Below are 22,061 nucleotides of genomic sequence, written 5' to 3'. Positions count from 1 at the left end.
GCCCCACACGGCCGGGACGCTTTCCCCCTCGCCCGCAGAATGGGCAAAAATAGCCCGCCCGGCCGGGAAAAGCGTGACGTCAGGCTTGCCCGCAGCGGGTGATTCGCGTAAAACTGTCAGCCGCAAATCTTGCCACTCACAACCCATTCACTGGACGATATGTTTCAAGATAACCCGCTGCTGGCGCAGCTTAAACAGCAACTTCACTCTCAGACCCCGCGCGTTGAAGGCGTGGTAAAAGGTACTGAGAAAGGCTTTGGCTTTCTTGAGGTAGACGGTCAAAAGAGCTATTTCATCCCACCGCCGCACATGAAAAAAGTCATGCACGGGGATCGCATCGTCGCCACGCTGCATACGGAAAAAGAGCGCGAAATCGCCGAGCCGGACTCGCTGGTCGAGCCGTTCCTGACGCGCTTTGTCGGCCGGGTGCAGAAAAAGGACGACCGCCTGTCGATCGTGCCGGACCATCCGTTGCTGAAGGACGCCATTCAGTGCCGCCCCGCGCGCGGCCTGAGCCACGACTTCCAGGCCGGTGACTGGGCGGTGGCCGAGATGCGCCGTCACCCGCTCAAGGGCGACCGCACCTTTTACGCCGAACTGACGCAGTACATCACCCACGCCGATGACCACTTCGTGCCGTGGTGGGTGACGCTGGCGCGCCACAATCTGGAGAAAGAAGCGCCGGAGATGGCGGCAACCCACGCGCCAAACGACGCGCTGCCGCGTGAAGATCTGACCGCGCTGAATTTCGTCACCATCGACAGCGCCAGCACCGAGGATATGGACGACGCCCTGCTGGTGCAGGAGAACGCCGACGGTACGCTGCAGCTGACCATCGCCATCGCCGATCCGACCGCCTTTGTTGATGAGGGCAGCGCGCTGGACGATATCGCCCGCGTCCGCGCTTTCACCAACTACCTGCCGGGCTTCAATATCCCGATGCTGCCGCGCGATCTGTCCGACAACCTGTGCTCGCTGCGCGCCAATGAGCGCCGTCCGGTGCTGGCCTGTCGCGTCACCCTCGCCGCCGACGGCGCGCTCGGCGACGATATTCACTTCTTCGCCGCCGAGATCGAATCGAAAGCCAAACTGGTGTACGACGAAGTCTCCGACTGGCTGGAAGGCATCGGCGACTGGCAGCCGCCAAGCGACGCCATCGCACAGCAGATTACCCTGCTCCAGCGCGTCTGCGCCGCGCGCAGCGCCTGGCGTCACCAGCATGCGCTGGTGTTCAAGGACCGGCCGGACTACCGCTTCGTGCTGGGCGAACAGGGCGAAGTGTTGGATATCATCACCGAGCAGCGCCGCATCGCCAACCGCATCGTGGAAGAGTGCATGATCGCCGCCAACGTCTGCGCCGCCATCGTGCTGCGCGACCGCCTGGGCTTCGGCATCTACAACGTGCATAACGGCTTCGATCCGGCGCTGGTTGAGCAGGCGGTCACCGTACTGCAGGCCAACGGCGTGGAAGCCGATGCCGGCAAGCTGTTGACGCTGGACGGCTTCTGCGAACTGCGCCGTCATCTGGACGCCCAGCCGACCCAGTTCCTCGACAGCCGCATCCGTCGTTTCCAGACCTTTGCGGAGATCAGCACCGAGCCAGGCCCGCACTTTGGCCTGGGGCTGGAAGCCTACGCCACCTGGACCTCGCCAATCCGTAAATACGGCGATATGGTCAACCATCGCCTGCTGAAAGCGATCATCAGCGGCCAGCCGGCGGAAAAACCGCAGGACGCCATGACGCTGCAGCTGGCGGAACGCCGCCGCGCCAACCGCATGGCGGAACGCGACGTCGGCGACTGGCTGTATGCCCGCTTCCTGCAGGACAAAGCCGGCACCGATACCCGCTTCAATGCGGAGATTATCGACGTGACGCGCGGCGGCCTGCGCGTACGCCTGCTGGATAACGGCGCGGTCGCCTTTATCCCGGCGCCGTTTATCCATGCGGTGCGCGATGAGCTGGTGTGCAGCCAGGATACCGGCAGCGTGCAGGTGAAAGGCGAAGTGGTTTATCGCCAGAGCGATACGCTGCAGGTCAACATTGCGGAAGTCCGTATGGAAACCCGCAACGTGATCGCCAAGCCGGCGGCGTAAGCCTCCGCACTCCCCTCCGGGAGCGCAATCATGACCAGGCCGGGCTGACGCCCGGCCTTTTTATTGGCCGCCGACGGTGTTTCATCACATTGTTTTTACAATAAAACAATACTAGCCTCACATTTCTTCGCCGAACGACTTCTTTTCCCGCCTAAAACTCCTATTTTTAAGCTGTATTCATTACCCATAACAACCTCTCTGTTTATCTCTCTGCACACCAAGGAGTTGTTTACCATGAAGAACGTCAAGTCCGGAATTATCTGGCTGGTGGTGGCGTTAGTCGGTGCCGGCGCGTTCGCCATGCTGGCGCTCAGCCGCGGCGAACACGTGAATGCGGTCTGGCTGGTGGTGGCGTCCGTCGCCTGTTACAGCATCGCCTACCGCTTCTACAGCCTGTTTATCGCCAAGAAGGTGTTCGAACTGGATGACCGCCGGCTGACGCCCGCCGAACGGCACAACGACGGCCTGGACTACGTGCCCACCAACAAGTGGGTGCTGTTCGGCCACCACTTTGCCGCCATCGCCGGCGCCGGTCCGCTGGTCGGCCCGATACTGGCCGCGCAGATGGGCTTCCTGCCCGGCACCATCTGGATCCTGGTCGGCGTGATGCTGGCCGGGGCGGTGCAGGATTTTCTGGTGCTGTTTATCTCCACCCGCCGCGACGGCCGCTCGCTGGGGGAGATGGCCAAACAGGAGCTGGGCGCCTTCGCCGGGGTGATCACCATGCTGGGGGCGCTGGGGGTAATGATCATCATCCTGTCGGCGCTGGCGCTGGTGGTGGTCAAAGCGCTGGCGGACAGCCCGTGGGGGCTGTTTACCATCGCCGCCACCATTCCTATCGCGCTGTTTATGGGCATTTACATGCGCTTTATCCGCCCCGGCAAAATTGCCGAAATCTCGCTGATCGGCTTTGTGCTGATGCTGCTGGCGATTATCTACGGCGGCAACGTGGCGCAGCACCCTTACTGGGGGCCGTTCTTTACCCTGCACGGCACCACGCTGACCTGGGTGCTGGTGATTTACGGCTTTGTCGCCTCGGTGCTGCCGGTCTGGCTGCTGCTGGCGCCGCGCGACTATCTGTCGACCTTTATGAAGATCGGCGTGATTATCGGTTTGGCGGTGGGCATCGTCTTCGCCATGCCGGAGCTGAAAATGCCGGCGGTATCGCGCTTTATTGACGGCAGCGGCCCGGTATTCTCCGGCGCGCTGTTCCCGTTCCTGTTTATCACCATCGCCTGCGGCGCCATCTCCGGCTTCCACGCGCTGGTGTCCAGCGGTACCACGCCGAAGCTGGTGGAGCGGGAAAGCCATATGCGCTTTATCGGCTACGGCGCGATGCTGATGGAATCCTTCGTCGCCATTATGGCGCTGATCTGCGCCTCGGTGCTGGATCCCGGCGTCTACTTCGCCATGAACTCGCCGGCGGCGCTGATCGGCACCACGGTGGAAAACGCCTCGCAGGTGATCAACGGCTGGGGCTTTGTGGTGACGCCGGAGACGCTGGCGCTGATCGCCCAGGAAGTGGGCGAAACCTCGGTGCTGTCACGTGCCGGCGGCGCGCCGACCTTTGCCGTCGGCATGGCGCATATTATCAGCGAGGTGTTCAACAGCCGCACGATGATGGCCTTCTGGTATCACTTCGCCATTCTGTTTGAGGCGCTGTTTATTCTGACCGCCGTCGACGCCGGCACCCGCGCCTGCCGCTTTATGGTGCAGGATCTGGTGGGCGTGGCAGTTCCACGCCTGGCGAACAACCGCTCCTGGTTCGGCAACCTGGCCGGCACCACCGTAGCGGTTGCCGGCTGGGGCTTCTTCGTCTATCAGGGCGTCATCGACCCGCTCGGCGGCATCAATACCCTGTGGCCGCTGTTCGGCATCGGCAACCAGATGCTGGCCTCCATGGCGCTGATCCTCGGCACCGTGGTGCTGTTCAAGATGAAGAAGCAGCGCTACGCCTGGGTCACCATCGTGCCCACCGTCTGGCTGTTCATCACCTCGATGACCGCCGGCTGGCAGAAGATTTTCCACGAAAAACCGAGCATCGGCTTCCTGGCGCAGGCGAAGAAATTCTCCGCCGGCATTGAGCAAGGGGAAATTATCGCGCCGGCCAAAACGCTGCAGGATATGCAGACCATCGTGTTCAGCAACCAGATTAACGCCGCGCTCTGCGGGTTCTTTATGCTGGTGGCCGTCACCATGCTGATCTCGGCCTTCTTCGTGATCCGCCGCGCGCTGCGCTCCAATACGCCGACGGTGCAGGAAAGCCCGGTAACGCTGCGGGAAGAAACCCACCAGGCCTGAAGCGCCGGTTAATCAGCATTGCCGTCAACCGGCGGCAATGCTTTCCCCGACCCACAGCGCACGCATGGAGATGACGGCGTGGGCATTACCCGCTACTCTATGGCGCAGTTTGCCTTAACCCGTTATCCAGGAAGCCGTTTATGTCTCACGCTGAATACAATCGCATTGGCGGTTGGCTGCTCGCCCCCATGGCCTATCTGATCGTTACCCTGCTCAGCGCCAGCCTGATGCTGGTGCTGTACGCGATGGCGATTATCACGCCGGAATCGCGCGACTATCTGTTGACCAACGCGCAGGCTTTTACGCTGCAGTGGTATTTCTCCGTGCTGACGACGCTGGCGATGTGGGTCTTCACCCTGTGGCTGCTGTGGCTGTTCTGCCACCGCTCGCAGCGCTTTCCCAAACTGTTTCTGGTGTGGCTGCTGATTACCGTGCTGCTGGCGATTAAATCCTTCGCCTTCGCGCCGATTCCCGACGAAGTGGCGGTGCGCAGCCTGGGCTGGCCGCTGCTGATGGCGGCGATTTTTGTTCCTTATCTGCGCCGTTCACAGCGGGTGAAACATACTTTTACCGAATAATTACGGTGGGAAACGCACGATCTGAACGGTTATTCGTGCGTTTTTTGACCAGTTCACGGCAAAAATGTATTATCGCTGCGATTCATTGGTTGTCGTTCTACCGCTGATTTCCGATAATAAGCGGCTTTTCTTTTTTTAGGCGTTGCAATGACCGAATACCTGCTTCTTTTTGTCGGCACCGTACTGGTGAACAACTTTGTCCTGGTGAAGTTTCTTGGCCTGTGCCCGTTTATGGGCGTCTCCAAGAAGCTGGAGAGCGCCATCGGCATGGGCATGGCGACCACCTTTGTGATGACGATGGCCTCCATCAGCTCCTGGGTGATCAATACCTTTATTCTGGTGCCGCTCGATCTGATCTATCTGCGCACGCTGGCGTTTATCCTGGTTATCGCCGTGGTGGTGCAGTTCACCGAAATGGTGGTGCGTAAAACCAGCCCGGCGCTGTACCGCCTGTTAGGCATCTTCTTGCCGCTGATCACCACCAACTGCGCGGTGCTCGGCGTGGCGCTGCTCAATATCAACCTGGGCTACAACTTCCTGCAGTCCGCTGTTTACGGCTTTAGCGCCGCGGCGGGCTTCTCGCTGGTGATGGTGCTGTTCGCCGCCATCCGTGAGCGTCTGGCGGTTGCCGATGTGCCTGCGCCGTTCCGCGGCTCCTCCATCGCGCTGATCACCGCCGGGCTGATGTCTCTGGCCTTTATGGGCTTTACCGGTCTGGTGAAATTCTAATGAGCGCGTTGTGGATTGCCATTGCGGCATTAAGCGCCCTCGGGCTGCTGTTTGGCGTGGTGCTCGGCTTTGCCGCGCGCCGTTTTGAAGTGGAAGAAGATCCGGTTGCCGAGCAGATCGACGAAATCCTGCCCCAAAGCCAGTGCGGCCAGTGCGGCTACCCCGGCTGCCGTCCCTACGCCGAGGCGGTCGCCAACGGCGAGATGATCAACAAATGCGCCCCGGGCGGCGAGCAGGTGATGCTGAAGCTGGCCGAGCTGCTCAACGTTGAACCCCAGCCGCTGGACGGCGGCGAAGAGGTCGCCCAGCCGGTGCGCAAAGTGGCGTTTATCGACGAAGCCAACTGCATCGGCTGCACCAAATGTATTCAGGCCTGCCCGGTCGACGCTATCGTCGGCGCCACCCGCGCCATGCATACCGTTATTGCCGATCAGTGCACCGGCTGCGACCTGTGCGTCGCGCCGTGCCCGACCGACTGTATTGAAATGGTGCCGGTCGCCGCCACCACCGCCAACTGGAAATGGGATATGAAAACTATCCCGGTGCAAGTCATTCACGTGGAGCAACATGTTTAATCTGTTCACCGCCTTTAAAAAAGATCGCATTTGGGATTTCGACGGCGGGATCCATCCACCTGAAATGAAGACACAGTCCAGCGGCGCACCGCTGCGCACCGCCCCGCTGCCCGATACCTTTATTATTCCGCTGCAGCAGCACCTGGGGCCGGAAGGCGAACTGCTGGTGCAGGCCGGCGACAGCGTACTGAAAGGCCAGCCGTTGACCATGGGCCGCGGCCGTACGCTGCCGGTGCATGCGCCGACCTCCGGTACGGTGATCGCCATCAAACCGCATATCACCGCTCACCCGTCCGGCCTGGCCGAACTGTGCGTGATTATCCGCCCCGACGGCGAAGACCGCTGGTGTGAACGTCAGCCGGCGGCCGACTTCCGCCAGCTGGCGGCGGACGAGCTGATTCAGCGCATTCATCAGGCCGGCATCGCCGGGCTGGGCGGAGCCGGCTTCCCCACCGCCAGTAAGCTGCAGGGCGGCGCTCACGGCGTGGAAACGCTGATCCTCAACGCCGCCGAGTGCGAACCCTATATCACCGCCGACGACCGCCTGATGCGCGAGTGCGCGGAAGAAATTCTGCAGGGCACCGATATTCTGCGCCATCTGCTGCAGCCCAAAACGACGCTGATCGGCATCGAAGACAATAAGCCGGAGGCCATCGCCGCGCTCAAAGAGGCGCTGCGCGCGCATCCGGACATCGGCCTGCGGGTGATCCCGACCAAATACCCGTCCGGCGGCGCCAAACAGCTGACCAAGATCCTGACCGGCAAAGAGGTGCCGCACGGCAAACACTCTTCCGCCATCGGCGTGCTGATGCAGAACGTCGGCACCGCCTTCGCCATTAAGCGCGCCATCGTCGACGGCGAACCGTTAATCGAACGCGTGGTCACGCTGACCGGTGAGGCGCTGAGCCAGCCGGGCAACCTGTGGGCGCGCATCGGCACCCCGGTGGAACATCTGCTGAAATTCGCCGGCTTCCGGCCGCAAAGCCAACAGATGGTGGTGATGGGCGGCCCGCTGATGGGCTTCACCCTGCCCGCGCTTAACGTGCCGATCGTTAAAATCAGCAACTGCCTGCTGGCGCCGAGCGTCGATGAGATGGCGCCGCAGGAGCCGGAACAGTCCTGTATCCGCTGCGGACTGTGCGTCGACGCCTGTCCGGCCGGCCTGTTGCCGCAGCAGCTGTACTGGTTCAGCCGCGGCCAGGAACACGACAAGGCGCGCCAGCACAATCTGTTTGACTGCATCGAGTGCGGCGCCTGCGCCTATGTGTGCCCGAGCAATATTCCACTGGTGCAGTATTACCGCCAGGAAAAGGCGGAGATCAAGGCGATCGATCAGGAAGCGGCGCGCGCCGCCGAAGCCAAAGCCCGTTACGAAGCTAAACAGGCGCGTATGGAGCGCGAGAAACTGGCGCGTGAAGAGCGCCACAAAAAAGCGGCGGTGAAACTGACCGATAATGACCAAAGCGCCGTTCAGGCGGCGCTAGCGCGGGTACGCAGCAAAAACGACGCCGCGGTTGGCGAGGTGCAGCCAGGCGCCGCGCCGGATAACAGCGCCGCCATCGCCGCTCGCGAGGCGCGCAAGGCGCAGGCGCGGGAGCGTAAAGCGCAACAGCAGGTTGATGCGCCGGCGGTTGACGCCGCCGAGGCTGACGATCCGCGTAAGGCCGCCGTGGCCGCCGCGCTGGCGCGGGTAAAAGCCAAAAAAGCCGCCCAGCAGGCAGACGACGCGCCGGCTGAAGCTCCGGCCCCGGTTGCTGCGGAAGAAACTGACCCACGTAAAGCCGCCGTCGCTGCCGCTATCGCCCGCGCCAAGGCCAAGAAAGCGGCTGCTCAGCAGGCGGACGACGCGCCGGCTGAAGCGCCAGCCGCTGCGGAAGAAACTGACCCGCGTAAAGCCGCCGTCGCCGCCGCTATCGCCCGCGCCAAGGCCAAGAAAGCGGCTGCCCAGCAGGCGGACGACGCGCCGGCTAAAGCGCCAGCCGCTGCGGAAGAAACCGACCCGCGCAAGGCCGCCGTCGCTGCCGCCATCGCCCGCGCCAAAGCCAAGAAAGCGGCTGCTCAGCAGGCGGACGATGCGCCGGCTAAAACGCCAGCCGCTGCGGAAGAAACCGACCCGCGCAAGGCCGCCGTCGCTGCAGCCATCGCCCGCGTGAAGGCCAAGAAAGCGGCGGCTCAACAGGCGGACGACGCACCGGCTGAAGCGCCAGCCGCTGCGGAAGAAACCGACCCGCGCAAGGCCGCCGTGGCCGCCGCCATCGCCCGCGTGAAGGCCAAGAAAGCGGCCCAACAGGCGGAAACCGAGAAATAGCCCTGACCAACGCCTCGCGCTCTGCGAGGCGTTTTTACCGCATTGCAGACGCAAGATAATCAGCAGAGAAAGGATCGTAACACGGGAGATTCCCCACGCGGCCCCGCGCTAGCGGATTGTCGGCCGACGTGCGGAATTAGTCGATAGAAATCAGGTAGGTATAGTCAACGTCAATCTGACGCAGTTTAGAGTCCATCTGCCATTGGTTAATCTCGATAATCTCCATCTCCACGCTACCCTTCACGTCATGACGCAAGCCGGGCATCACATGCGTGCTCAGGTAGGCAAAAAATTGGATGCACTCTTTTGCCGACCCCTTATGGGTAATCGAGATGTACTCCCGCGGCGGCAGCGTAATATTATCGGTATGGTGACCGGACACGATATCCTTGCGGTGCTGCGCCTCAACCGCCATCGAGTGGATGCCGGAGCACAGCCCCTCATTTTGCAGCCGCGCGGAGTAAATGCTGTACACCTTGCGGCAGCCGACGTCCAGCCCCTTGAAGAAATCGTTAAAGATCTCATCTTTCATCGCCATACAGGAGTCATGCTCAATCTCCTGCTCTTCAAAATCCAGCTGGCGCGAGAAGCCGACCAGCTGCATTTCCGGCAGCGTCAGGCGTTTGACTTCCGGGTAGTAGCCTTTGTCGTACTGTGCCTCGAAGCTAAAGCGCGGCATCAGATTTTTCACGTCCCATTTATCCATGGAACGGTAGCGATTCGGCGTGGTGCCAAAGCGCTGTTTAAACATACGGGTAAAGGTTTGTTGTGAATCAAAGCCCAGTTCGTCAGAGATATCGATAATCGAACGGTGGGTGATGCGCAAAGCCACCGCCGCGCGGGTCAGGATCCGCGAGCGGATATAGGTCGCCAGCTGAATGCCGGTGATGCGCTTGAATTTACGTTGCAGATGCCATTTGGAGTAACCGGAGATGCGTGCCACTTCATCCAGATTCGGGCGTGTTTCCAGATGTATTTCGACCCACTCGATCAGCTCTTCAATAAAAAAAATGTCTTCATTCGTCATTATTATCAATTCACTAACTTAGTAAGACTCGGATAGTAACCTGTATACATTATATCATGGTTGATATTTTGTGCGAAAAAATGTACCTAAAATAACATGTTAGCAGCGTGGAATTGGGTTCTGCACGATTTTATACTAGGCGCGCGGGCGGTCCAGAATCAAGCTAACGCAAAATGCGGCGAAATAAAACCAACACGATGACACGGGTAAAGCTAACAACACGTGCTAAAAACCCAATACCCTCATCATCAATGCGTATTACCCTTGGTATGAATAAGGTAGAATGCTGCGTTTGCGCCTCCCGTGCAACGCGGCTGCTCTGTAGAGCATCGCGTCAATGGGTTAGCGCGTTTCAATTTTCCTGCGCCCGCCTTGGGCGCGTTAAATCTGCCGCAATACGGCAAAGACAGGTGTAGTGATTCTATGAAGTTTAGGCCGGTAAAACAGTCTGCCACCAAAGGCTTACATATCGCCAGTTCCCCCTTTACCCACAACCAGCAGAGCACCAGCCGCATTATGCTCTGGGTGATGCTGGCCTGTATTCCGGGGCTGGCGGCGCAAATCTGGTTCTTCGGCTATGGCTCCCTTGTGCAGACGGCGCTGGCTATGGCGACCGCCCTGCTGGCGGAAGGCGCGGTGCTGGCGCTGCGCAAGCAACCGGTGCGCGCCCGGCTGGCGGACAACTCCGCCCTGCTCACCGCCCTGCTGCTCGGCATCAGCCTGCCGCCGCTGGCGCCGTGGTGGATGGTGGTTATCGGCACGCTGTTCGCCATCGTGATCGCCAAGCAGTTGTACGGCGGTCTGGGGCAAAACCCGTTCAACCCGGCGATGGTCGGCTACGTGGTGCTGCTGATCTCCTTCCCGGTACAGATGACCAGTTGGCTGCCGCCGGAAGCGCTGCGCGCCGAGGCACTGCCGTTTCACGATGTGCTGCTGAGCATTTTCAGCGGCCAGACCGGCCAGGGGCTTACCCTGCACCAGCTGCAGATGGGCGTTGACGGCGTCAGCCAGGCCACGCCGCTAGACGGCTTCAAAACCGGGCTGCGCAGCGGCCACTCGGTAGAACAGGTGCTGCAGACGCCAATCTTCGGCGGCACGCTGGCCGGCGTCGGCTGGCAATGGGTGAACCTCGGTTTCCTCGCCGGCGGGCTGTTTATGCTGGGGCGCAAACTGATCCACTGGCAGATTCCGTTCAGTATGCTGGCCGCCATTGCGCTGTGCTCGACCCTGGCCTGGCAGCTTGACCCGGCGCATCAGGCGTCACCGCTGATCCATCTGTTCTCCGGCGCCACCATGCTCGGCGCATTCTTTATTGCCACCGATCCGGTCAGCGCCTCGACCACGCCGAAAGGTCGCCTGATTTACGGCGCGCTGATCGGCGTGCTGGTCTGGCTGATTCGCGTGTACGGCGGCTACCCGGACGGCGTGGCCTTCGCAGTGCTGCTGGCGAACATCACCGTACCGCTGATCGATCACTACACGCAGCCGCGTGTTTACGGCCATCGCTAAGGAGCCATCATGCTAAAATCAATGCGCAAGCATGGCACAACGCTGGCCCTGTTCGCTGCGGCCACCACCGGCATGACCGCGGTGGTCAACGGCCTGACCCAGAAAACCATCGCCCACCAGGCGGCGCTGCAGCAAAAAGCCCTGCTCGATCAGGTGCTGCCGCCCGAACATTACGATAATGATATGCAGGCGGAGTGCTATCTGGTCAGCGATCCGTCGCTGGGCGATACCGGCGCGCACCGGCTGTATCTGGCGCGCAAACAGGGCAAGCCTGTGGGCGCCGCGCTGGAAACCACCGCGCCGGACGGTTATTCCGGGGCGATAAAGCTGCTGGTCGGCGCTGATTTCAGCGGCACCGTGTTCGGCAGCCGGGTGGTTGAACACCATGAAACACCGGGGCTGGGTGATAAAATTGAGCTGCGTATCAGCAACTGGATCACCTTCTTCAGTAACCAGAAAATTGCCGGGCCGGATGATAAACGCTGGGCGGTGAAAAAGGACGGCGGCATGTTCGATCAGTTCACCGGCGCCACCATCACACCGCGCGCGGTGGTCAACGCCGTACGCCGCACCGCGCTGTATATGGAGACGCTGCCGCCTAAACTCGACCATCTGCCGGCCTGTGGAGTCAGCCAATGAGTGAAGCAAAAGAGTTAATGATTCAGGGGTTGTGGAAGAACAACTCCGCGCTGGTGCAGCTGCTGGGGCTGTGCCCGCTGCTGGCGGTGACCTCCACCGCCACCAATGCCCTTGGCCTCGGGCTGGCGACCACGCTGGTGCTGATGATCACCAACGGCTCCATCTCCGCCCTGCGGCGGCTGGTGCCGAGCGAAGTGCGCATCCCGATCTACGTGATGATTATCGCCGCCGCGGTCAGCATCGTGCAGATGCTGATCAACGCTTACGCTTTCGGCCTGTACCAGTCGCTGGGGATTTTTATTCCGCTGATCGTCACCAACTGCATCGTAGTCGGCCGCGCCGAAGCGGTCGCCGCCAGAAAACCGGTCAACCTGGCGCTGATCGACGGCCTGTTTATCGGCCTGGGCTCCACCGGCGCGATGTTCGTGCTCGGCTCCATGCGCGAGCTGATCGGCAACGGTACGCTGTTTGACGGCGCCGATATGCTGCTGGGCAGTTGGGCCAAGGTGCTGCGGATTGAAGTGGTGCATTTCGACAGCCCGCTGCTGCTGGCGATGCTGCCGCCGGGCGCCTTTATCGGCCTCGGGCTGATGCTGGCGGTAAAGTATGTGATTGATGAGAAGATGAAAGCGCGCAAGGCACAGGCCACCGCCGCCAATGCGACGCCGGAGCACGGAGAGCCAGAGAAAGCCTCATGAATAAACAAAAACGCCTGGAAATACTGACCCGTCTGCGTGACAACAACCCGCACCCTACCACCGAACTGACGTTCAGCACGCCGTTCGAACTGCTGATCGCCGTGCTGCTGTCGGCGCAGGCCACCGACGTCAGCGTCAACAAGGCCACCGCCAAGCTGTATCCGGTGGCCAATACGCCGGCGGCAATGCTGGCGCTGGCCGTGGACGGCGTCAAAGAGTACATCAAGACCATCGGCCTGTTTAACAGCAAGGCGGAGAATGTGATCAAAACCTGCCGCATTCTGCTGGAGCAGCACGGCGGCGAGGTGCCGGAAGATCGCGCGGCGCTGGAAGCGCTGCCCGGCGTCGGCCGCAAAACCGCCAACGTGGTGCTGAATACCGCCTTCGGCTGGCCGACTATCGCCGTTGATACCCATATTTTCCGCGTCAGTAACCGCACCGGCTTCGCACCGGGTAAAAATGTCGATCAGGTGGAAGAGAAACTGCTGAAGGTGGTGCCGCCGGCGTTCAAGGTCGACTGCCACCACTGGCTGATCCTGCACGGGCGCTATACCTGCATTGCGCGTAAGCCGCGCTGCGGCTCCTGCCTGATTGAGGACCTGTGCGAATATAAAGAAAAAGTCTATCCGGATGCCTGATCGGCCGCCGGGCGCATACCGCGTCCGGCGCCGCCCCTCCTGACACCTCTTTTTTATCAGAAATGTGACGTTGCGCAGCATTAACCGTGTCAATGACGCGGGTTTACGCAGAATCTGATATTCCACTTAATTTCAAGCGAAAAATTAGCATAAAATTGCGGCCTGCATCACGATTCGATCGAAACAAATAATTCACAACTACGTCACATGCTTTGCGATATTTCTATAATTCTACAAAACAACCACTATGCATGACATTGCAACAGATTATCACTCACAGCTATTGATATGGTCTAATAAAAAGACAAATAGCAGAACATATCACTGCGATCGACGTGAATATCTTTTATACAAAACAAAAGCTCGGTAAAACAAAAAAATGCAAACGTTAATTCTGCATAACATTTGCAACATGGTTATTTCCCTGCGTCGCCGTTATATGTAACCGAATATGACAAAGTGCTTGCCAGGTTGACAAAGATAGTGAACATTAACCGCCGTCATCCCATCTTATAACAACGCAGAAGGATGCTTTCGGCATCACCTTTTGTATTTTCCTGTCACTTATGACGGGTCGTGAAAAATCGAGGTACTTGTGTCAACAGCAAACAACAAACACCCGGAAGACATCAGTCTTAATGCTTTTAAACAGCCGAAAGCATTCTATCTGATCTTCTCCATCGAACTGTGGGAACGCTTCGGCTACTACGGCCTGCAGGGCATTATGGCAGTGTACCTGGTCAAGATGCTTGGCCTGAGCGAAGCCGACTCCATCACCCTGTTCTCTTCTTTCAGCGCCCTGGTGTATGGCTTTGTCGCCATCGGCGGCTGGTTGGGGGATAAAGTGCTCGGCACCAAGCGCGTAATCGTGCTGGGGGCGCTGGTGCTGGCGGCCGGTTATGCCATGGTGGCCTACTCCGGCCACGAGGTCTTCTGGGTTTACCTCGGTATGGCGGCCATCGCCGTCGGCAGCGGCCTGTTTAAAGCCAACCCGTCCGCGCTGCTGTCCACCTGCTATGAAAAAGATGACCCGCGTCTGGACGGCGCCTTCACCATGTATTACATGTCGGTGAACATCGGCTCCTTTATGTCGATGCTGGCCACCCCGTGGCTGGCGGCCAAATACGGCTGGAGCGTCGCCTTCTCCCTGAGCGTGGTCGGTATGCTGATCACCCTGGTCAACTTTATGATGTGCCATAAGTGGGTGAAGCAGCACGGCTCCAAGCCGGACTTCAAACCGCTGCACCTGCCGAAACTGCTGATGGTGCTGGCCGGTATCGTGGCGCTGATCGCCATCTCCACCTGGCTGCTGCACAACCAGACGATCGCCCGCTGGGCGCTGGCGATTATCTCCGCCGGCATCGTGATTGTGTTCGCCAAAGAGACCTTCTCCATGCACGGCGCGGCACGCCGCAAGATGATCGTCGCCTTCCTGCTGATGCTGGAAGCGGTGGTGTTCTTCGTGCTCTACGCCCAGATGCCAACCTCACTGAACTTCTTCGCGATTCATAACGTGGAGCACAGCATTCTGAGCATTCCTTTTGAACCGGAACAGTATCAGGCGCTGAACCCGTTCTGGATTATGGTAGCCAGCCCGATTCTGGCGGCGCTGTACAATAAAATGGGCGACCGCCTGCCGATGCCGCACAAGTTCGCCTTCGGCATGATCCTGTGTTCCGGCGCCTTCCTGGTGCTGACCTGGGGCGCCAGCTTCGCCAACGACGCCGGCATCGTCTCCGTAAACTGGCTGATTCTGAGCTACGCGCTGCAGAGCGTCGGCGAACTGATGATTTCCGGCCTGGGTCTGGCAATGGTGGCGCAGCTGGTGCCGCAGCGCCTGATGGGCTTTATCATGGGTTCCTGGTTCCTGACCACCGCCGCCGCCGCGCTGATCGCCGGTAAAGTGGCCGGTCTGACCGCCTCCCCGGCCGGCGAGATCAACGACGCCCACGCCTCGCTGGCGGTTTACAGCCACGTCTTCCTGCAGATCGGCATCGCCACCGGGGTGATCGCCATCCTGATGATGCTGACCGCGCCGAAGCTGCACCGTATGACGCTGGACAACCCCGAGGATGCCGCACAAAAAGTCCCGGCGACCTCCACCAGCCACTAACCGCTCTCTGGGCACACAAAAGCCGGTCAGTTGACCGGCTTTTTTTATGCGGCCGTTTACCCTGCCGTCTTGTCTGCGCCGTTCAGGCTGTGCCAGAGAAACTCGCTGACCAGCGCGGCGTTAAACGCCGACTGCTGCTTATCCGCCGCGGCGCTGTGGCCGCCGGCGGTATTTTCATAGAAGTACGCCTGCTGATAGCCCATCTGCTGCATGCGCGCCGCCATTTTGCGCGCGTGGGCCGGGTTAACCCGGTCGTCGCTGGTGGCGGTCAGGAACAGCACCGGCGGATAGGCGACGTCCGCCTTCAGGTTATGGTACGGCGAGAAGGTGCGAACGTATTCCCACTCCTGCGCCTTGTCCGGGTCGCCGTATTCGGCAATCCACGACGCGCCGGCCGACAGTTTGGTATAGCGCCGCATATCCAGCAGCGGCACTTCGCAGACGATACAGCCGAACAGCTGCGGGTAGTGCGTCAGCATATTGCCGACCAGCAGGCCGCCGTTGCTGCCGCCGCGCGCCGCCAGTTTTTGTGACGATGTCACTTTTCTATCCGTCAGATCCTGCGCCACGGCGGCAAAATCCTCATAGGCGCGGTGGCGGTTCTGCTTCAGCGCCGCGCGGTGCCAGGCCGGGCCATACTCGCCGCCGCCGCGGATATTGGCAATCACGTACACGCCGCCCCGCTCCAGCCAGGTCGGCGCACGCGCCCCCAGGTAGCTCGGCAGCAGCGAGACGTCAAAACCGCCATAGCCATACAGCAGCGTCGGGTTAGTACCGTCCAGCCGCAGTCCTTTACGCGCTACCTGGAAATAAGGCACCCGCGTGCCGTCCTGCGACGTGGCAAAATGCTGGCTGACCTGATAATCCTCGGCGGCGAAGTCCTGTGGCGCCTGCTTCAGCAGTTCCGGCTCGCCCTCCTCGTCCAGACTGCCCAGATACAGCGACGTTGGCTGCAGGAATCCGCTGACCGTCAGAAAATAATCATTGGTCTTATCGTCAATGCCGCCGGCGGCGACGGTGCTCAGCTCAACCGGTACGCCCAGCGGGCGCGACTGCCAGCGCTCGCCCTGCGGCGTCAGCACCTCCAGACGGTTGACCACATCCTGCATGATGCCGACGATCAGGTGATCGCGCGTCGAACCATAACCGCTCAACGCCTGGTTGGCGCTGGGGGTAAACAGCACCTCCAGCCGACGCCGGCCGGCCAGATAGTCGTCGAATTTGGCCGCCAGCAGCGCGCCGGCCGGATAAGTCCGCCCCTCCAACTGCCAGTCACTTCTCGGCTTAATCAGCAGCCAGTCGCGATGGCTGTTGATCTCCGCATCAGACGGCACCTCAATACGCTGCTGCTCGCCATTGGCATGCAGCAAGAAGGTTTCCTGCCGATAGAAGTCGATCATGCGCACGATATAGTCGCGCTCAAAACCGGGCGTATCGTCGTGATACGCATAGGCGCGCATATCCTCCGGCTGCGCCTGATACAGCGCTTCTGCGCTCTCCAACGGCGTACCACGCCGCCAGCGCTTCACCGTGCGCGGGTAACCGGAGTGGGTCAGCGAGCCGCTGCCGAAATCGGTGGCGACAAACAGTTCGTCAGCGCTGGCCCAGGAGACCACGCTTTTCGCCGTCGGCAGACGGAAGCCCTGTTCGACAAAGCGTTTGTCGTGTAAATCGAACTCGCGCACTTCCACCGCATCGCCGCCGTCCGGCGACAGGTTAATCAGGCAGTAGCGGTATTCGGGCGCCAGCGGCTGTGAACCGTGATACACCCACTCTTTCCCTTCCGCTTTGCCCAGCGCGTCGATATCCAGCACCGTTTCCCAGGCCGGCTGCGGCTTGCGGTACTCATCCAGCGTGGTGCGGCGCAGCAGGCCGCGCGGGTTTTTCTGGTCCTGCCAGAAGTTGTAGTAATAGTCGCCATATTTACGGACCCAGGGGATCTGCGTCTCTTTATTCAGAATGTCCAGCACCTGCTTTTCCAACTGCGGAAAAGCGCGGCCCTGGGCAAACCGCTGCAGCGTGCGCTGATTCTGCTGTTTGACCCAGCTGAGCGCTTCGCTCCCCTGTAGGGGTTCCAGCCACAGCTGATCGTCAGCGGGCGGCTGCGCGCCCGCCATGGCAAGGCGGATACTGTTAGGCAGTGAAGTCATGGCGATAACGGCTCCTGCGGTTTGTGCACCGAGTTTCAGAAATTGACGTCGATTAGCGAACGGCACCATCAAGCTCCTTTTGCTGTGCGGCATAACCGGCACGGTTAAACAATCAAATGAGAGTGATTATCAACAAACTACCCCGTCGCCGCCGGGCTGTCAAAACGCGGCGTGCGGGATTAAGCCCGCGGATAGTGGATCAGATCGTGAATATGTGCCGCCTGCGCGCCGCTGTTGCGGTAGGCATGGCGACGGTCGGCCTGAAAGCGCATCGCCTCACCGGCCGCCAGGCGGTGCCAGCGGTCTTCGATCGCCAGTTCCAGCTCTCCGCTCAGCACCACCACATGTTCAATCACCCCCGGTTCATGGGGCGTCGATTCGCTGAAGGCGCCGGGCGCCAGCTCGATGGCGAACATATCAAAGCCCAGCTGCGGGTCAAACGGGAACAGCGGCGTGACGCGCATCGCGGCGTTCTCCTGGATAAAGGCCGGCAGCGCACCCTGGCGTTGCACCGTCGGCGGCGGTGATGACGGCGCCAGAAAAGCGGAAAACGCCACGTTAAAGCCGGTGGCGATCTTCCACAGCGTCGCCACCGTCGGGCTGGACTCTTCGCGTTCGATTTGCCCCAGCATCGCCTTGCTGACGCCGGTTTGCTCGGCGGCCTGGCTCAGGCTCCAGCCGCGCTGGCGGCGCAGCGTTTTCAGGGTGTGCGCCAGGTGGCCGCTCATCGGTTGCATGGTTTCTCCTTCTGTGACTGCGCCGATTATAGCGCCTTGTGCGCTATAACGCACAATGCTATGCTCGGCGCAGATCGTGCGCTATAACGCACAGGCGTCGGGGGAGACGATGAAACAGGCAAGCGGCACACTTCTGCCGGCGTTGATCGCCGGCTTTGTCGCCGTACTGGTGGGCTATACCAGTTCGGCGGCGATTATCTTTCAGGCAGCCGCAGCGGCCGGCGCCGACGCGCAGCAAATCGGCGGCTGGCTGAGCATGCTCGGGCTGGCGATGGGCGTCAGCTCGCTGGGGCTGTCATGGTATTACCGCACCCCCATCCTTACCGCCTGGTCAACTCCCGGCGCGGCGCTGCTGGTCACCAGCCTGCCCGGCACCTCGCTGCCGGAAGCCGTCGGCGTGTTTATCTTCGCCTCCGGGCTGATGCTGCTGTGTGGCATCACCGGCCTGTTCGCCCGCCTGATGCGCGTTATTCCGCCGGCCATCTGCGCCGCCATGCTGGCGGGCATTCTGCTGCGCTTCGGGCTGGACGCCTTCGGCGCGCTGCAGGGCAATCTGCCGCTGGCCGGCACAATGTGTCTGACGTATTTGCTGGCGCGCCGTCTGCTGCCGCGTTACGCCATCGTGCTGACGCTGCTGGCCGGGCTGGCGGTCGCCGCGTGGCAAGGCGCAATTGCGCCGATACCGCTGCAGGGCGCCATTGCGCCGCCGGCATTTATCGCGCCGCAGTTCAGCCTTTCCGCACTGCTGGGGATCGGCGTGCCGTTCTTTATCGTCACCATGGCGTCGCAGAATGCGCCGGGGATTGCCACGCTCAGCGCCGCCGGCTATCAGGTGCCCACCTCACCGCTGATTAGCTGGACCTCGCTGACCGCGCTGCTGCTGGCGCCGTTCGGCGGCTTTTCCGTCTGCATCGCCGCGATTACCGCCGCCATCTGCATGGGGCCGGAGGCGCACCCGGATCCCAAACGGCGCTATCTGGCCGCAATGGCGGCCGGCGGTTTTTACCTGCTGGCCGGGCTGTTTGGCGGCATCATCGGCCTGCTGCTCAGTGCGCTGCCTGCGGCGCTGATCCACACCATCGCCGGGCTGGCGCTGCTGGGCGCCATCGGCGGCAGCCTGCAGCGCGCTCTGCACGATGAGCGACAGCGTGACGCGGCGCTGATTACCTTTCTGATCACCGCCTCCGGCGTCACGCTGTTCGGCATCGGCGCGGCGTTCTGGGGGCTGGCCGGCGGCGTATTCGCCCATCTGCTGCTGGCGTGGCCGGCGCGGGCCGACCACTGAGGGAGCGATCGCATCCGGGCGGGTTTTCTGCTTAACTGGAGAACAACGCGTTGGCAGCAACCCGTCTGCACAGCGTCCATTTCGCGATAACGTGACAAGGTAACGCATCTATGTCTGAACATGCCGCACAGCTGCGCCAGAAACTGATCCGCAATTACCATCAGGTCGCCAAACGGCACGACAGCCGGCCGCCGCTGTACGACAGCATATCGGCACGGCTGGGCACCGGCACCGCCGCCAGCAAGCTCGGCGCCTCCATCGATACCGTCGCCCCCGGAAAACGCTCCTGCCCTTACCATTTCCACTACGGACAGGAGGAGATGTTTATCATTCTGGAAGGCTGCGGCACCCTACGCGTCGCCGGCGAGATGCTGCCGGTCAGCGCCGGCGATACCATTTTTATCCCGCCGGGGCCAGACTATCCGCACCAGTTGATCAACAGCTCCGACGCGCCGCTGACCTACCTGTCCATCAGCACCCGCGAGCAGCCGGAACTGGTGGAATACCCGGATTCCGGCAAGTATCAGGCGATGGCGTTTACCGGCGACTATCAGGCACGCTATCTGCAGCGGCCTTCAGCGTCGCTCGATTACTGGCAGGATGAACCCTGAGTCGTCCGGCGGCGACAGCCCCAGCGCGTTTGCCGCCAGTTCCGCCACGCGGAAATCAATATCCGCCGTATCGCCATCCTCCATAAACCAGGCGGCGGACAGCCCGGCCCAGGCCAGGATCCACTGCAGCAGACGCCGCTTCTCAAAGCCGGCCAGCGCGCAGATCTGCTCGACCCGGCGCTGAAAGCGCTGCGGGTCGGTGGCGATGCCGTAATTGGGATTACAAAAGATGTTGGCGTAGTCAAAACCGCGCTCGCCGTACAGACGTTTGGGATCGATGGCCAGCCAGCCGCGTTCGCCGAAGTCCAGCACGTTGTCATGGTGGATATCGCCATGCAGCACGCCCTGCTCGCGCGGGCTGCCCAGCAGCTCCGCCGCCACGCTGGCGCTCAGTCGCAGCATGCCGCCGTGCGCCTGCGCCGCCGGCCACAGGGAACTGAACCACTGATCCAGCGGGATCAGCGTCGGCAGCGGCTGCGCGCGCGGCCGGTGCAGCCTGGCGACCACCTGGCACAGGATCGCCGTCGCCCGTTCGTCATCGCCGGCACGCACCAGCCCGGTCAGCGACTGCGTCCCCTGCGCGCGCTCCAGCAGCAGCGCGTCGCCGTGGCCGGCCAGCACCCGCGCCGCGCCGTCGCCCTGCCACCAGCACATCAGCCCCGCGCCGAATTTTTCCTCCGGTTCGCGGGCAATTTTCAGCATCGCCGGCGCCCCCTGATGGCGCACCGGCATCAATAGGCTACTATGGGTTTCAAACGCCTTACCGTCCGGCGTCAACGCCCAGCGCTGCAGATAGGGAGTAAAAGCCTGATTCATCGCCCTCTCGCATCTTGATAGCTGAAAGTGCGGGCGCACGCACGCGCCGCCCCAACGTCCAGTGTACTGACTTTTTCACCTTCGCCTTAAGGAGAAATCACCCATGTCTGCACCAAAACGCATTAATTACCCATTTTTGACCGTCCCCGGCGGCCCGTACGTGCATGCGGTACGGCACCGCGATCTGCTGTACGTTTCCGGGCTGACGGCGTTCGGCGGCGAGGCGCAGGGCGCATCTGCCGCGCAACAGACGCAGGCCGTCCTGCAGCAACTGGACGCCATCGCCCGCCATGAGGGCAGCAGCCTGACGGGGCTGATTAAACTGACGATTTTTCTGACCGATATCGCCGACCTGTCGGCGGTGCGTCCGCTGCTGGCGGAGAAACTGGCGGACGCGCTGCCGGCCTGCTCCCTGCTGGCCGTCAGCGCGCTGTTTTCTGCGGACGTAAACGTTGAGATTGAAGCCGTTATCGCGCTGTAAACGGCGTCACAGCGCCCCTTCGTCCACCACGCAGGGGCCGACGGTCATCCAGGCGCGGGCGATTTTTCCCTGGCTAATCTCATAGCTCACCAGCACGTCCATACTGCCGCGCCCGTTCGGGAAGTTACGCGTCACCCGCAGCTGATCGACCACTTGATTGGCGACCACAATCCGCTTCACGCGCTCGGCAAACAGGCTCGGCTCGCGAAACAGCGCGATATGGTATTCGCGTAGCTCCGCCTTGCCGCTGGCCAACAGCTTGTCAGGATGTTGATAGTACTGCGCATCCTCGGCCCAACAGGCGAGAAAAGCGTCGATATCCCGCGCGTTGTGAGCCTCAAGCTGCTGTTGCACCAACTCTTCCGGTCGTAACGTTCGATGGTTCATCACATTCTCCTCGCGGTGGTTACAGTGCGGCGATCTCCGTCACCCGGTGCTGAAACACATAGGGGTCTGAAATCAAACCGTATGCCTCATCATCCGGATAAGTGACCGCCTGCTGATAATTCTCGCCGGCAAACAGCCTGATGGCCGCCAGCGATTCCCAGTACGTCGCCAAAAAGAAGTGCGCATAGTCGCCCTGCAGTTCCTGCCGGACAAAAGCGCCACAGTTTCCAGCCGTTGCCTTAGCATGCTGCACGCCTGTGACAGCCAGATGATCGGCAAAGCCCTGCCGATGTTGTAGCGGCACACAGCCGTGCCAGGTGCGTACGATCATATCGCCCTCCGCAATGAATAAAAAATCACATTATCAGAATAAATAAGTAAGCGG

At 61.2% G+C, this 22,061-nt stretch carries 20 protein-coding genes; 14 read left to right on the top strand and 6 right to left on the bottom strand.

Going from position 1 to position 22,061, the window contains the following annotated elements:
• Positions 1 to 159: 159 nt before the first annotated feature.
• The 6 genes from D781_RS10125 to rsxC all read left to right on the top strand — a co-directional run bounded on the left by D781_RS10125 (position 160) and on the right by rsxC (position 8,585).
• Positions 160 to 2,094: an exoribonuclease II gene (locus tag D781_RS10125; protein ID WP_015672222.1), complete on the top strand. Its 1,935-nt coding sequence runs from the start codon at positions 160 to 162 to the stop codon at positions 2,092 to 2,094.
• Between the two features lie 234 nt (positions 2,095 to 2,328).
• The gene (locus tag D781_RS10120) at positions 2,329 to 4,395 is read left to right on the top strand and encodes a carbon starvation CstA family protein (RefSeq protein WP_015672221.1); all 2,067 of its coding nucleotides are present in this window, start codon (positions 2,329 to 2,331) and stop codon (positions 4,393 to 4,395) included.
• Between the two features lie 140 nt (positions 4,396 to 4,535).
• Complete coding sequence (locus D781_RS10115; protein ID WP_015672220.1) at positions 4,536 to 4,973, top strand: DUF2569 domain-containing protein; 438 nt, start codon at positions 4,536 to 4,538, stop codon at positions 4,971 to 4,973.
• A gap of 147 nt (positions 4,974 to 5,120) precedes the next feature.
• Positions 5,121 to 5,702, top strand: a complete 582-nt coding sequence (gene rsxA / locus D781_RS10110; RefSeq protein WP_015672219.1) for an electron transport complex subunit RsxA — start codon at positions 5,121 to 5,123, stop codon at positions 5,700 to 5,702.
• Complete coding sequence (rsxB, locus tag D781_RS10105) at positions 5,702 to 6,277, top strand: electron transport complex subunit RsxB (RefSeq protein WP_015672218.1); 576 nt, start codon at positions 5,702 to 5,704, stop codon at positions 6,275 to 6,277. The genes rsxA and rsxB overlap by 1 nt, the downstream gene beginning before the upstream one ends.
• Positions 6,270 to 8,585, top strand: a complete 2,316-nt coding sequence (rsxC, locus tag D781_RS10100) for an electron transport complex subunit RsxC (protein ID WP_015672217.1) — start codon at positions 6,270 to 6,272, stop codon at positions 8,583 to 8,585. The genes rsxB and rsxC overlap by 8 nt, the downstream gene beginning before the upstream one ends.
• A gap of 136 nt (positions 8,586 to 8,721) precedes the next feature.
• Here the strand turns inward: rsxC and D781_RS10095 are convergent, their stop codons facing one another.
• Positions 8,722 to 9,612: a helix-turn-helix domain-containing protein gene (locus tag D781_RS10095; RefSeq protein ID WP_015672216.1), complete on the bottom strand. Its 891-nt coding sequence runs from the start codon at positions 9,610 to 9,612 to the stop codon at positions 8,722 to 8,724.
• A gap of 423 nt (positions 9,613 to 10,035) precedes the next feature.
• Here D781_RS10095 and rsxD point away from each other — a divergent pair, with 423 nt between their 5' ends.
• From rsxD to dtpA, 5 genes are all read left to right on the top strand, one after another.
• Positions 10,036 to 11,121 carry an electron transport complex subunit RsxD gene (gene rsxD, locus D781_RS10090; RefSeq protein ID WP_015672215.1) on the top strand — a complete coding sequence of 362 codons (1,086 nt, stop codon included), beginning with the start codon at positions 10,036 to 10,038 and terminating at the stop codon, positions 11,119 to 11,121.
• Between the two features lie 9 nt (positions 11,122 to 11,130).
• Positions 11,131 to 11,760, top strand: a complete 630-nt coding sequence (rsxG, locus tag D781_RS10085) for an electron transport complex subunit RsxG (protein WP_015672214.1) — start codon at positions 11,131 to 11,133, stop codon at positions 11,758 to 11,760.
• Entirely contained in the window at positions 11,757 to 12,458 is a 702-nt protein-coding gene (locus D781_RS10080; protein WP_015672213.1) for an electron transport complex subunit E, read from the top strand. The genes rsxG and D781_RS10080 overlap by 4 nt, the downstream gene beginning before the upstream one ends.
• Positions 12,455 to 13,096 carry an endonuclease III gene (nth, locus tag D781_RS10075; protein ID WP_015672212.1) on the top strand — a complete coding sequence of 214 codons (642 nt, stop codon included), beginning with the start codon at positions 12,455 to 12,457 and terminating at the stop codon, positions 13,094 to 13,096. Before D781_RS10080 ends, nth begins: the two co-directional genes overlap by 4 nt.
• A 595-nt stretch (positions 13,097 to 13,691) precedes the next feature.
• On the top strand, positions 13,692 to 15,209 hold the full coding sequence (dtpA, locus tag D781_RS10070) for a dipeptide/tripeptide permease DtpA (protein WP_015672211.1): 1,518 nt from the start codon (positions 13,692 to 13,694) through the stop codon (positions 15,207 to 15,209).
• 56 nt (positions 15,210 to 15,265) lie between these two features.
• On the opposite strand, the gene D781_RS10065 is transcribed toward dtpA, so the two are convergent.
• Complete coding sequence (locus D781_RS10065) at positions 15,266 to 17,359, bottom strand: prolyl oligopeptidase family serine peptidase (protein WP_041411794.1); 2,094 nt, start codon at positions 17,357 to 17,359, stop codon at positions 15,266 to 15,268.
• A gap of 179 nt (positions 17,360 to 17,538) precedes the next feature.
• Positions 17,539 to 18,096: an XRE family transcriptional regulator gene (locus D781_RS10060; protein WP_015672209.1), complete on the bottom strand. Its 558-nt coding sequence runs from the start codon at positions 18,094 to 18,096 to the stop codon at positions 17,539 to 17,541.
• 109 nt (positions 18,097 to 18,205) lie between these two features.
• Here D781_RS10060 and D781_RS10055 point away from each other — a divergent pair, with 109 nt between their 5' ends.
• Entirely contained in the window at positions 18,206 to 19,381 is a 1,176-nt protein-coding gene (locus tag D781_RS10055; protein WP_041411793.1) for a benzoate/H(+) symporter BenE family transporter, read from the top strand.
• Between the two features lie 110 nt (positions 19,382 to 19,491).
• Positions 19,492 to 19,992, top strand: a complete 501-nt coding sequence (locus D781_RS10050; protein ID WP_015672207.1) for a cupin domain-containing protein — start codon at positions 19,492 to 19,494, stop codon at positions 19,990 to 19,992.
• Here D781_RS10050 and D781_RS10045 read toward each other — a convergent pair.
• Positions 19,957 to 20,808 carry an aminoglycoside phosphotransferase family protein gene (locus D781_RS10045; protein ID WP_015672206.1) on the bottom strand — a complete coding sequence of 284 codons (852 nt, stop codon included), beginning with the start codon at positions 20,806 to 20,808 and terminating at the stop codon, positions 19,957 to 19,959. The genes D781_RS10050 and D781_RS10045 overlap by 36 nt on opposite strands.
• A 103-nt stretch (positions 20,809 to 20,911) precedes the next feature.
• Between D781_RS10045 and D781_RS10040 the strand changes: the two genes are divergently transcribed.
• A complete protein-coding gene (locus tag D781_RS10040; RefSeq protein ID WP_015672205.1) occupies positions 20,912 to 21,289 on the top strand; it encodes a RidA family protein in 378 nt (125 codons plus the stop codon).
• 6 nt (positions 21,290 to 21,295) lie between these two features.
• Here D781_RS10040 and D781_RS10035 read toward each other — a convergent pair whose 3' ends face one another.
• Entirely contained in the window at positions 21,296 to 21,676 is a 381-nt protein-coding gene (locus D781_RS10035; RefSeq protein WP_015672204.1) for a nuclear transport factor 2 family protein, read from the bottom strand.
• Between the two features lie 19 nt (positions 21,677 to 21,695).
• Complete coding sequence (locus tag D781_RS10030) at positions 21,696 to 22,007, bottom strand: hypothetical protein (RefSeq protein ID WP_015672203.1); 312 nt, start codon at positions 22,005 to 22,007, stop codon at positions 21,696 to 21,698.
• Between the last annotated feature and the right edge of the window lie 54 nt (positions 22,008 to 22,061).

The sequence above is a fragment of the Serratia sp. FGI94 genome (genome assembly GCF_000330865.1).
In the GTDB taxonomy this organism is placed as follows: Bacteria; Pseudomonadota; Gammaproteobacteria; order Enterobacterales; family Enterobacteriaceae; genus Serratia_B; species Serratia_B rubidaea.
This window is presented reverse-complemented; position numbering and strand designations above follow the sequence as displayed.